General features: G+C 66.5%; 14 protein-coding genes and 1 pseudogene. 4 read left to right on the top strand and 11 right to left on the bottom strand.

The window, feature by feature from the left end; genetic code table 11:
• The 5 genes and pseudogenes from BEN49_RS05445 to BEN49_RS05425 form a co-directional block, all read right to left on the bottom strand.
• Nucleotides 1–1,147: pseudogene (locus tag BEN49_RS05445) on the bottom strand (hypothetical protein); the annotation flags it as partial.
• Nucleotides 1,092–1,892: a hypothetical protein gene (locus BEN49_RS05440; protein WP_070741858.1), complete on the bottom strand. Its 801-nt coding sequence runs from the start codon at nt 1,890–1,892 to the stop codon at nt 1,092–1,094. The pseudogene BEN49_RS05445 and the gene BEN49_RS05440, both read right to left, overlap by 56 nt.
• A complete protein-coding gene (gatC, locus tag BEN49_RS05435) occupies nt 1,893–2,180 on the bottom strand; it encodes an Asp-tRNA(Asn)/Glu-tRNA(Gln) amidotransferase subunit GatC (protein WP_070741856.1) in 288 nt (95 codons plus the stop codon).
• Nucleotides 2,181–2,329: 149 nt separating this feature from the next.
• A complete protein-coding gene (locus BEN49_RS05430; RefSeq protein ID WP_083325803.1) occupies nt 2,330–3,106 on the bottom strand; it encodes a lysophospholipid acyltransferase family protein in 777 nt (258 codons plus the stop codon).
• A gap of 13 nt (nt 3,107–3,119) precedes the next feature.
• Nucleotides 3,120–3,698 (bottom strand): NUDIX domain-containing protein, encoded by a 579-nt coding sequence (locus BEN49_RS05425; protein WP_070741853.1) that lies wholly within the window; start codon nt 3,696–3,698, stop codon nt 3,120–3,122.
• A gap of 402 nt (nt 3,699–4,100) precedes the next feature.
• Between BEN49_RS05425 and BEN49_RS05420 the strand changes: the two genes are divergently transcribed.
• Nucleotides 4,101–4,370, top strand: a complete 270-nt coding sequence (locus BEN49_RS05420; RefSeq protein ID WP_070741850.1) for a hypothetical protein — start codon at nt 4,101–4,103, stop codon at nt 4,368–4,370.
• Between the two features lie 97 nt (nt 4,371–4,467).
• On the opposite strand, the gene rnhB is transcribed toward BEN49_RS05420, so the two are convergent.
• Genes rnhB through BEN49_RS05400 form a run of 4 tightly spaced genes read right to left on the bottom strand, consistent with a single transcriptional unit; the run spans nt 4,468 to nt 7,510 of the window.
• Entirely contained in the window at nt 4,468–5,067 is a 600-nt protein-coding gene (rnhB, locus tag BEN49_RS05415; protein ID WP_239691823.1) for a ribonuclease HII, read from the bottom strand.
• Nucleotides 5,064–5,504 (bottom strand): response regulator, encoded by a 441-nt coding sequence (locus tag BEN49_RS05410; RefSeq protein ID WP_070741847.1) that lies wholly within the window; start codon nt 5,502–5,504, stop codon nt 5,064–5,066. The genes rnhB and BEN49_RS05410 overlap by 4 nt, the downstream gene beginning before the upstream one ends.
• A gap of 51 nt (nt 5,505–5,555) precedes the next feature.
• A complete protein-coding gene (locus BEN49_RS05405; RefSeq protein ID WP_083325802.1) occupies nt 5,556–7,097 on the bottom strand; it encodes a sensor histidine kinase in 1,542 nt (513 codons plus the stop codon).
• 44 nt (nt 7,098–7,141) lie between these two features.
• A complete protein-coding gene (locus BEN49_RS05400; RefSeq protein ID WP_070741844.1) occupies nt 7,142–7,510 on the bottom strand; it encodes a CZB domain-containing protein in 369 nt (122 codons plus the stop codon).
• Nucleotides 7,511–7,611: 101 nt separating this feature from the next.
• On the opposite strand from BEN49_RS05400, the gene gcvT reads away from it, so the two are divergent.
• Together gcvT and BEN49_RS05390 are read left to right on the top strand one after the other, a co-directional pair.
• On the top strand, nt 7,612–8,721 hold the full coding sequence (gene gcvT / locus BEN49_RS05395; protein WP_070741841.1) for a glycine cleavage system aminomethyltransferase GcvT: 1,110 nt from the start codon (nt 7,612–7,614) through the stop codon (nt 8,719–8,721).
• A 151-nt stretch (nt 8,722–8,872) separates the two neighbouring features.
• Nucleotides 8,873–9,592: a 2-phosphosulfolactate phosphatase gene (locus BEN49_RS05390; protein ID WP_070741838.1), complete on the top strand. Its 720-nt coding sequence runs from the start codon at nt 8,873–8,875 to the stop codon at nt 9,590–9,592.
• 201 nt (nt 9,593–9,793) lie between these two features.
• Here the strand turns inward: BEN49_RS05390 and BEN49_RS05385 are convergent, their stop codons facing one another.
• Entirely contained in the window at nt 9,794–10,120 is a 327-nt protein-coding gene (locus tag BEN49_RS05385) for a nucleotide pyrophosphohydrolase (RefSeq protein WP_070741834.1), read from the bottom strand.
• 24 nt (nt 10,121–10,144) lie between these two features.
• Nucleotides 10,145–10,594: a D-aminoacyl-tRNA deacylase gene (gene dtd, locus BEN49_RS05380; protein WP_070741831.1), complete on the bottom strand. Its 450-nt coding sequence runs from the start codon at nt 10,592–10,594 to the stop codon at nt 10,145–10,147.
• A 97-nt stretch (nt 10,595–10,691) separates the two neighbouring features.
• On the opposite strand from dtd, the gene BEN49_RS05375 reads away from it, so the two are divergent.
• Nucleotides 10,692–11,115 (top strand): hypothetical protein (locus tag BEN49_RS05375; RefSeq protein ID WP_141765617.1); only part of this gene is annotated, 424 nt, incomplete at its 3' end.

The following is an 11,115-nucleotide window of genomic DNA, read 5'->3' as shown; positions in this document are numbered from 1 at the left end:
AGCCGGCGGCTAACTTCTGGGCGTTGGGCAACAGGTTTTGTTGCAGCAAAAAGGCCAGGCGGTTGGTGCGGCTGGGGTAGGAGCCGGGGGCCAGCCGCTGGATGTTGCTGGCGAGGGCCGGCTCGTCGGCCACGGGCTGAAAGCCGGCGGCTAACTTCTGGGCGTTGGGCAACAGGTTTTGTTGCAGCAAAAAGGCCAGGCGGTTGGTGCGGCTGGGGTAGGAGCCGGGGGCCAGCCGCTCGGCGCGGTCCAGGTAAATGGCCACCGAATCGGTGAGGGACGTTTGGGTGAACAGCTGGGCCAGGTCGCCGGCCAGGGCGGCGCTGCCGGGCTGGCGGCGCAGGCCCTGGCGCAGGGCGTCGAGGTTGTCGAACAAATCCTGGGGCGCGGTGCCGAGGGCCGCCACCCGCAGCGATACTTTCTCGTTGGGCGCGGGCAGCAAGGCCCGGCGCAGGGCGTTCAGCTCGTTCTGGCGCTGCTCGCGGAAGCGGTAGAGCGCCGCCCGGCCCAGCTGGGCGTGCAGGTTGTTGCGGTCGAGCACGTCGCCGCTTTCGGCGTAGTAGCGCTCGGCCAGCAGGGCTAGGCCCAGGTCGTCGGGGCGAGCCTCGCTCTGGCGGCGGCCCAGGTCGCCGAGGTAGTTGAACATGCCGGCGCGCACCTGCCGCAGCACCGGTGCATCGAGCCGCAGCTCCACGGCCAGCAGGGCCCCCAGGCCCAGCACGTACACGGTATAGAACGGCAGCCGCCGCGGCGCAAACACCACCCGGTACACCGCCAGCCGCTGCCGCACCAGGGGCGCGAAGTTGACGAGCACGTAGGCCAGAAAAGCCACCCCCAGCACCAGCAGTGCCAGGCCGCTAAAGCTGCGCGCCGCCGCCAGCAGCGGCGTGTTATCCGTAGCCAGGGCGTAGGCCAGGGTACCGCCGGCGGCCATCACCAACAGCGGGTACAGCTGGGCCGCGCCCGGCGCGTAGGGCACCCAGGCGCCGTAGCTGGGGGCCCGCAGGCGCAGGCCTAGCCCGCCCACGAGCACGGCCGGCAGCAGCAGCACCAGCGGGTCGAGGGCCACGCCGCGGTACAGCAGCAATTCCTCATTGCCCCAAAACCACCCGGCTAGCAGGCCGATGTACACCAGGCTGGCCCCCACGAAGGGCCACAGGCCCGTGCCCCGTGGCGGCCCCGCGCCCGGCCAGCCATAGCAGGCCGCGCACGTTTTCAATGCCCACCCACAGCACCAGCGCGGCCACCAGCACCGCCCCGCCCGGGGTGGCGTAGGCCGCTAGGTGCAGGGCCAACTCGGTGGGCGACAGCTGGCCGCGGAACACCAGCAGGGCCCCCAGGCCGGCCACTAGCGCCGCGCACAGCGCCACGCGCCCGGCCAGTGGCACCCGTCCGCCGTAGGCGTGCAGCCCGAAGGCCAGCCCGCCCACCAGCGCCAGGCTCAAACCCAGGAAGTACTGCTTCTCCTCCGAAAAAACGCCCACCAGGTCCAGGTTGAGCGACATAAGCAGGAAGATGACCGGCACCAGCGCTGCCACGAAGGATGTACGCCGCAGCGTGGTGGCCACCGCTACCCAGCCCGCCAGGGCCCCCGCCAGCAACGCCACCAGCCACGTGGCGGCTTCGGGCTGCGCCAGGGGCCCTGCCAAGTCGTGCGTCAGGCTCACCACGAAGCCGCTGGCCTGCACGGGTAGCGCCAGGGGCCCCACGGCCAGGGTTTGCAGGGTGAGGGGCTGGGCCAGCAGGTGCGGCACCAGCACCAGCGGTAGCGTGGTCGCCGCGCCCGTGAGGTAGTAGTACGCCGCCAGGCCCACGGCCAGCGCCGCCAGCCCGGCCAGCGGCCGGGGCCGCCAGGCGCGGCCGGGGCCCCCGGGAAGTGCAGGAGGCGCCAACTAGTCGAGCACTTTGGGCACCCGGAAGTAGTCCGAATCCTTGCGCGGGGCGTTGCGCAGGCCCTCCTGGTGGCTCACGGTGTTGCGGCCCTCGTCGTCGCGCAGCACGTTGATTTCCTGCGACAAGTGCACCAGCGGCTCCACGTCGGTCGTGTCCACGGCTTCCAGCTGGGCCACGAAGTCGAGGATGTTGTTCAGGTCGCCAAGCATTTGCTGCTCGTGGGCGGCGTCAAATTCGAGGCGGGCCAGGTGGGCGAGGCCGCGCAGGGTGGCAAGGTCGGTGCTCATTTTATATTTAGTGTAATTATCAAGTTAAGCAAGATTGTCATGTTGAGCTTGTCGAAGCATCTCTACTGCTTCGTTGAATCGATTGAGTTAGTTCAGTGGGAGAGGTGCTTCGGCAAGCTCAGCATGACCGTTCCTTGGTAAGCAACCGCCTACCGCCACGTGCTGGGGCCCGGTTTCTCGGCGCCTTCGGGCAGGAAGTCGGCGGTGAGCAAGGCGGCCACGCGGGCCTTGAGGGCGGGCACGTCGGCGGCGGTGAGGCCGGTGGTGGCAATGGCGGGGTGGAACACGATTTTGAGGCGGTGGTAGCGCACCCGCAGGCTGTTTTTCACGTCGGCCATGAACATGTGGTTCAGCGGCATGCCCACGGGCACGATGGGCACGCCGGCGGCAATGGCCAGCTGAAACGCGCCGTCCTGCAATGGCAGCAGCTCGCGGCCAGGCGTGGGCGAAATGCGCCCTTCGGCGAAAATGGCGATGCTGCGCCCGGCAGCCAGGCCCTGGCGGGCCGCCACCAGGGCCCGGCCGCGGCTCACGGCGCTGGCCCGGTCCACGGTGATGTACACCTTGGCAAACAGGGGCCCCCACAGCGGCACCTTGGCCAGCGAGAGCTTGCCCATCATGTTAAGGAAGCCGGGTACCGTCTTGAACAGCAGCATAATATCGATGTACGAGCCGTGGTTGGCCACGTACACGCAGGGGCTGGGCAGGGGCCCCGCCTGCTCGTGGATTTCCTCAATCGGCACGCCCCACAGGGCCAGCGAAAACTTCGACCAGCCGCTGTAGATGCGGTGCAGCGCGGGGTAGCCGGCCGGCGTGCGCCCCAGCCACCACTGCCAGGGGTAGGTGACCACGAACGGCAGCATGAACCAAAACGTGGCCCAGGTGGTGTACAGGCGGTGGCCCAGGTAGCGAAGCAATTGGCGCATATTTCGGGCAAAGTTAGCCCCTGGCGCGCGCCGCCAAAATGCGCTCGGCCTTGAGCAGGCCCGCCACGCTGATGCCGTCGGTGATGCGGTCGTCCATGGCCATGGCCACGGCCTCGGCCAGGGGCAGCTTCCAGAGGCGCAGGTCCTCGGTTTCTTCGGGCTCGGTGTCGCCCTGCGTCAGCTCCTCGGCCAGGTACACGAAGCCCTCCTCGTCGGTCACGGAGTTGGAGGTGTGCAGGCGGGCAATGCGCGTCCAGCGGGCGGCCAGCAGGCCGGTTTCCTCGCGCAGCTCGCGCCGGGCCGATTCCAGCACGTCGAGCTCCACGGGGCCCCCGCCCATCGGAATCTCCCAGCTGTATTCGTTCAGCGGGTAGCGGTACTGGCCCACGAGCCAGGTATTGCCCTCGGCGTCGACGGGAATGATGCCGATGGCCTTATTCTTCATGCTCACCACGCCGTAGATGCCGGGGCCCCCGGCGGGGTTGAGCACCTGGTCTTCGCGCACTGAAATCCAGGGGTTTTGGTATTGCACGGCGCTCCTGAGCACGCGCCAGGGGTTGTGGGTTTCGTCGAAGTTGGCGTCGGAAAGCATGGGCTAAGGCGGCACGGGCAGGGGCCGTACGCCCGGCAAAACTACGCGGTGCCCGTCGCCACGGCGCCATTCACACAGTAATACCGCTAATTGGCAGAGCACAAGGTTGAATTGGTCTAAATGAAGAACCATTATTCGGAAGGCGCCCCTAGATTTGTATTCATAAGTGCCCCGCACGGGCTGGAAATGTGGAAAGGAAGGACCTCTCGTGCGCTGGCGGGGTTTGGCCAAAAAGCTGGGGTAGACAGCTTCCGGCCGGCCCTGCTGCTTATAAGGCCGTTGCCCCCGGGCAACGGCCTTTTTTTGCGCCTACTGGGCCAGGGGCCCTAAACCCGCGCTGGCTGACCGTCGTATCAAATAGAGAAGGCGGCCGCTTATTTCTCGGCCGCTTTCCCTTGCCATATGTCCACCAGCTCCAAACAACCCGCCGATAATAAAAATACCCCGCCCGTACCCGTCGAGGGCGACCCGCTGTTCACGCTGCACTTCGCGCAAGCCGAAGCCGCGTTGAAGGAGAAAAACGGGGGCCTCGGCCCGACCAGCAACCAGTACGTGTCCGATGCCGAAGAGGCCAACATCGACGAGGCCATGGTGCCGCGCGACAGCCAAGGCTTTGTGCGCGGCGAGGAAGACCCGGACGCGGTGGGCAGCAACGCCGGCGGCCACAAGTAAGCCGGCCCGCAGCTTAGCTAACAGGGGCCCTGCGGCAGCCGTTATGGCTCCGCAGGGCCCCTGCTCGTTGGAAGGACGATTGCCGCCAGCCCGCGGCCTACAGCAACCGGAACCCGGGCCGGTGCCGCGGCGTGGGCCCGTGCGCCCGGATGGCCGCCCGGTGAGCCGCCGTGGGGTAGCCTGCGTTCTGGGCCCAGCCGTAGGCCGGAAACTTGCGGCTGAGGGCGGCCATGCGCTCGTCGCGGAAGGTTTTGGCGAGCACCGAGGCGGCGGCGATGCTGCGGTAAAGGCCGTCGCCGCCCACCACGCAGGTGTGGGCAAACCCATTCAAAGGCCGGAAGCGGTTGCCGTCCACTAGCAAGTGGGCCGGCGCGATGGGCAGCGCGGCCACGGCCCGGTGCATGGCCAGGTAGCTGGCCTGGGCAATGTTCAGGGCCCCAATCTCTTCTTCCGAAGCCTCGCCCACGGCCCAGGCCACGGCCTCGGCGCAGATGAGCGGGCGCAGCAGCTCGCGCTGCCGGGCGCTGAGTTGCTTGGAATCGCGGAGCAGGGGCGGGGCAAAACTGGGCGGCAGAATGACGGCCGCCGCAAACACGGGCCCCGCCAGGCAGCCCCGTCCGGCCTCGTCCAGGCCGGCTTCGAGTGGCAGGCCGGTGTGGGTGGCCAGCAGCGCCGGCCGGGGCCCCGGGGTCTTCACCGTTTCAGCTGAATCAGGTCGAGGAACAGGCTGAAGCCGTCGACGCTGGTGCCGCCTTCGCCAAAGGTTTCGAAGCTCAGAGGCTTGATGATGTAGCCGCTCACGGCCAGCTGCTGGGCCTTGAAGCGGTCCGAATCCAGGTCGGAAGTGGTCATGATGAACACGTTCAAATCGGCAAAGTCGGGGTCGGCGCGCAGGGCGGCCAGCAGCTCCAGGCCGTTCATGCGGGGCATGTTGATGTCGAGCATCACCAGGCTGGGCTTGGCAATTTTTTCCTGGCCGTTCTCGCCGCGCAGCAGGTCCAGGGCCTCGCGGCCGTTGCGGGCGTGCGTAAGCGGCACCTCAATGTGCTGGCGGCGCAGCTCGCGCTGCACGTTCATAACGTCCATCTGGTCGTCTTCAACCAACAGGATGCTCGGGATGGATTCGGGGGACATAAGTGGGAAAGGAAACCGGTGGGCCGGGGCGGGTAAGAAGCAAAGATGAGGTTAAACGGCCAGCGCGGGGGCAGTGGCTTTGGCGGCTTTGGCCTGGCCGCTGGGCGGCTGCTTGGGCCAGGTGAACGCGAAGGTGGCGCCCTGCCCGGGCACCGATTCGACGCCAATGGTGCCGCCCTGGCGCTCCACAATCTTCTTCACAATGGCCAGGCCCACGCCGGTGCTCTCCAGCGTGTCGCGCTCAACCAAGGTTTGGAAAATAACAAAAATTCGCTCGTGGTACTCCGCCGCAATGCCCGGCCCGTCGTCCGTCACCGAGAAGCGGTAAAAATCGCCCGCGTCGTCGCAGCCGATGGTAACGTTGGCCTGCTCGGGGTGCTCGTGGTACTTCACCGCGTTGCTGATCAGGTTGGTGAACACTTGCTCAAGCTGCACCCGCGTGGTGACGAGGGTGGGCAAAAAGAACGGCAGCTCGAAGTGCAGGCTTGCGGGCAGGTTGAGGTTGGCCGCAATTTCGCGCAGCAGCTGGCGCACAAACACCGTTTCGTGCACTTCGGTTGCGCGGCCCACCCGGGCCAGGTCGAGAATGCCGGTGATGAGGTTTTCCATGCGGTGCACGCGCTGGCGCATCAGCCCCAGAAACTCGCGGATGTGGGCCGGCAACTGGTCGGGCCCCATGTCTTCCTCAATCCAGCGCGAGGCGCTTTCAATGCCACGCAGGGGCGCCTTTAGGTCGTGCGATACCACGTAGGCGAACTGGTCCAGCTCGCGGTTACGGGTTTCGAGCTGGCCGATGTTGGTGCTCACGGTGCGCCCCAGGCCGTTAAGAGCCCCAGTGAGTACGCTCAGCTCGTCCTGGTTATCGTCCACAAGCTGGGCGTCGTACTCGCCCGCGCCGAGGCGGCGGGCCAGGCCCACTAGCCCCGTGAGGCGCCGCGCCAGCCCCCGCGCCAGGTACACGGCCCAGGCCAGCCCGAGCACCAGGGCCGCCACGGCCGCGCTCACCGAAATCCACTGGGCCCGGCCGATGCTGGCGTCGCGGCGCGCGTCGAGCCGGCGGCGGGTAGCGTTTTCCACCACGTCGAACTGGCCGAGGTGAAAGCGCACGTTATCCATTATCTGCTTGCCCGTGAGGCCCTCCACCAGCCGGCGGTGGGGCAGGTCTTGCAGGGCTTCCATGTTAGGATTCAGCAAGTGCAGCCGGCGCTTCTCCGTGATGATGAGGTGCGTGTAGGCGTTCCACTGCTGAAACAGGCGCTGCGAGCTGTTGAGGTGGCCCACTTGCGCGGGGTTGTGGGCCACCAGCGTGCGTAGGTCGCTGAAAAGCCCCACCAGCTGCCGCTCGCCCGCGTAGTAGGGGTCAAGCGCCGCCTCATTGCCCGAGAGCAAGTAGCCCCGGAAGCCGGTTTCCATGTCCACAATGTTGCGCAACAGGCCGTTGGCTTCTTCCGACACGCGCTGCGACGAGGCCACGGCCCGGGCATTGCTTACCACTTGCACGGCCAGCCGGTAGTTCACGAAGAGCACCGCCGCAAACAGCCCCAGCAGCAGCAGGATACCAGCAAATATTTTAGTGCTTAGCTTGATTTTCATGGCGTTGCCGGGCCAAAAGCCCAGCGCTGGATGGGGCCCTGGGCTTAGGCTTCGGTACGTAGTGTGCGTTCGATGGTTTGCAGGAGGGCGGCAATGCTCTCGGCCTGGGCCAGCACGGCGGGCAGGCCATCGGCGGCCGCTTCGGGGCGGCCGGCCAGGCGCAGGTCCATCAGCAGGGCCGCGTCGCGGTGCAGGCGGCGGTGGGCCGCATCGAGGTTAGCCATTTCGGGTACGTGCACGTAGGCCCCGGCCCGGCGGTCGGCAATCCAGTGGCCCAGGGCGCACTGGTCGGGGTCGCGCAGGGGCCCCTCGGCGTAGCCGTTGCCGTACAAAAACGAGCGCAGCTTCGCCTTGAATAGCACATGTTTGGTAACGGCCGACTCGAAGTCCTGCTTGATTTCGTTGGGGGTCATGGGGGCGGGGCGGAATAAGCTCCTCTACGGCCCCGGGCCGAAAGTAGCTACTTTCGCAGGCCGAAAGCCGCGGCTGCGGCCGACCTTATCCCCCGTTCTTCATGACCGTTTCCTCGCTCAAAACCGTCACCCTCGACGCCACCCACCAGCAGCTGGGGGCTAAAATGGTGCCCTTCGCCGGCTACAACATGCCCGTACGCTACTCCTCCGACCTCGACGAGCACCACACCGTGCGCCGGGCCGTGGGCATGTTTGACGTCTCGCACATGGGCGAGTTCCGGGTGCGGGGGGCCCAGGCGCTGGCCCTCATCCAGCGCGTGACGACCAACGACGCCGCCAAGCTCCAGCCCGGCAAGGCCCAGTACTCGGCCCTGCCCAACCACACCGGCGGCCTCGTCGACGACCTGCTGGTGTACATGCTGGCCGAAAACGATTACCTGCTGGTCGTCAACGCCTCCAACATTGAGAAGGACTGGAACTGGATCCAGCAGTTCAACACCGAGGGCGCGGAGATGGAAGATATTTCCGACCGCACCAGCCTGTTTGCCGTGCAGGGCCCCAAGGCCGTGGCCGCGCTGCAAGGCCTCACCAACGTGGACCTGGCTGCCATCCCGTACTACTCGTTCACGCAGGGCCCCTTCGCCGGGGCCCCCGACGTCATCATCTCGGCCACCGGCTACACCGGCGCGGGCGGCTTCGAGCTGTACGTGCCCAACGAGTACGCCCAGCGCGTGTGGGACGCCATCATGCTGGCCGGTAAGCCCCACGGCCTCAAGCCCATTGGCTTGGGCGCGCGCGATACGCTGCGCCTCGAAATGGGCTACAGCCTCTACGGCAACGACATCGACGACACCACCTCGCCCCTCGAAGCCGGCCTGGGCTGGATCACCAAGTTCACTAAAGAATTTACTAACAGCGAAGCCTTGAAGGCCCAAAAAGCCGCCGGGATGGCCAAAAAGCTGGTTGGCTTCGTGATGGACGGCCCCGGCATCCCACGCGGCCACTACGAGCTGGTGGACGCCGACGGCCAGAAAATCGGCGACGTCACCAGCGGTACGCAGTCGCCGAGCTTGGGCAAGGGCGTGGGCCTGGGCTACGTGCGCGCTGAGCTGGCGGCGCCCGGCACCCCAATCTTCGTGCAAATCCGGGGCAAAAACCTGCCTGCCACCGTGCACAAGCTGCCGCTGGTGCCCGGCACCGAGGAAGTATAATTCTTGACGCAAGAACTGTCATCCTGAGCGAGCGAAGGATCTGGGAATAACTGAGCAGGTTGCAGTAGCTGAATGCTCAGTTATTCCCAGATCCTTCGCTCGCTCAGGATGACACGCGTATTGCCAGTTTCAAATTCAATAAACCCTCAAAATGCCTGCTTTAGACGTTTGTTTTTCCCCCGATTTGCTGCCCTTGTATGATTTGCGGGGCCGGGTGGCCGTGATTGTGGACGTTTTGCGGGCCAGCACCACCATCGTCACGGCCCTGGTGGCGGGCGTCACGCACGTGTTTCCGGTGGGCAGCTTAGAGGAGTGCGCGGCGCTGGGGGCCCAGGGCTGCCTCACGGCGGCCGAGCGCGACGGCGTGCCGGCCGAGGGCTTCGACTTGGGCAACTCGCCCTTCGGCTTCCTCGACCCCGCCCGGCCGGTGCGGGGCCGGGCCCTGGCCATCAGCACCACCAACGGCACCCAGGCCCTGCGCCGCTCGCTGGCCGCCGAGGCCGTCGTCATCGGCGGCTTCGTGAACCTGACGGCGGTGGCCAATTTTGCCCAGCAACAGCAGCGCGATGTGCTGGTAGTCTGCGCCGGTTGGAAGGGCCAGTTCTGCCTCGAAGACAGCCTCTTCGGTGGGGCCCTCGCCGCCCGCCTGGGGCCCCTGGGCTTCGATGTGGCCCACTCGGACAGCACCCTGGCCGCGCTACACATGTGGCACCAGGCTGGTGACGACCTGCCGGGCTACCTGCTGCAATCGGCCGCCGTGCGCCGCCTCAACGCCCTGGAGGCCAACGATGACTTCCTGTTCTGCGCAAAAGTCGACACCTACGCCAACGCGTTGCCTTTGCTGAAAGATGACCGGCTGGTGCTTGTCTAGGGCCCCGGGAAGCAGTGGATAGCAAGAGTCTGAAACGGAGTGGTCCGTCGACGTTTCAGTCATCGGGCCGCTCTTATCCGCGCTCCGGAGCCGCTGTTCTTTGGTAAGCGTGGCCCGACGAAGCCCTGCGGGCAATTCGCCGGACCATCCCGTTTCTATAATTACCATTGACGTTTTACTGACAGCCACTGGGGCCCCCAGCTACTTCAGCTTCTCATTATCCTTGTGCCGCTGGGCGTCGCGCTGGGTTTTTTTGGCCAGGTTGCGCGTCAGGGCCTCGGTGAGGTTAACGCCGGTTTGGTTGGCCAGGCAGATGACGACGAACAGCACGTCGGCCAGCTCGTCGCCCAGCTCGTGGCCCTTGTCGGATTCTTTGAAGGACTGCTCGCCGTACTGCCGGGCGATGAGCCGGGCTACCTCGCCCACCTCCTCGGTGAGGATGGCCATGTTGGTAAGTTCGTTGAAGTAGCGCACGCCGGTGGTCGTAATCCACTGGTCGACGGTTTGTTGAGCTTGCTCGATGGTCATGTCAAACGACTGGTAAGGAAGAAATTAAGCGGTGGGCGAATCGAGGATGATGGTGACGGGGCCGTCGTTCACCAAGCTCACCTGCATGTCGGCCCCGAAGATGCCGGTGGGTACCGGGCGGCCCAGCAGCTCGGCCACCAGGGCCACAAACTGCTGGTACAGCGGCTCGGCTACGGCCGGCGGGGCGGCGCCCACGTAGCTGGGGCGGTTACCCTTGCGAGCGTCGGCCAGTAAGGTGAACTGGCTCACCACCAGCACTTCGCCGCCCGCGTCGAGTACGCTGCGATTCATCTGGCCGGCCTCATCAGCGAAGATGCGGAGCTGCACCAGCTTGCGGGCCCCCCAGGCCAGCTGGGCGGGGCCATCGGTGGGGGCGAAGCCGGCCAACACCAGCAGGCCCGGCCCGATGCGGCCCGTAACGGCCGTTGCCACGGTAACCTGCGCGCTGCTAACGCGCTGAATGACAAGGCGCATAGGAAAAATTAAGATGAATGCTGGCCCGCCGGGGCCCCGGCGGGCGCCCGTGCCGACCTTTGCGACGGCCCGGCCCCGGGGCCCTAAATGCACCCGAATGCCCGCAAATAACGCCGTGCCGCCGCTTCCTGCCCCGCCCAGCGCCCGTTGGGGGCTGGGCCTGGCGCTGCTGGCGGTGCTGGGCCTGCGGCTATGGCACCTGTTTGCCAACGGCTTGCCCGACTACGACTCGGTGCGCAACTGGCAGCTGGTGCAAGAACTAGCGCACGGCGATGGTCATTCGATGTTCTTTACGGCCGGGCCGGGCTTCAACCTGCTGTTTGCCCTGCTGGCTTGCATCACGTCGGATGTGCGGGCGTTTCAGGTGGCCAACGCGGTGCTGGGCGTGGCGGGGCTGGGGCTGTTTGCGCGGTTTGTGGGGGAGGCGGTGGCGGCCAGCGGGCGGTCCTGGCGCCCCGCCGAGGCGGCGGCGCTGGTGCTGCTGGGCGGCACCGGGTTGCTGCTCACGTTTCGGGGCGCGA

Source organism: Hymenobacter coccineus (assembly GCF_001816125.1).
Lineage (GTDB): Bacteria > Bacteroidota > Bacteroidia > Cytophagales > Hymenobacteraceae > Hymenobacter > Hymenobacter coccineus.
This window is presented reverse-complemented; position numbering and strand designations above follow the sequence as displayed.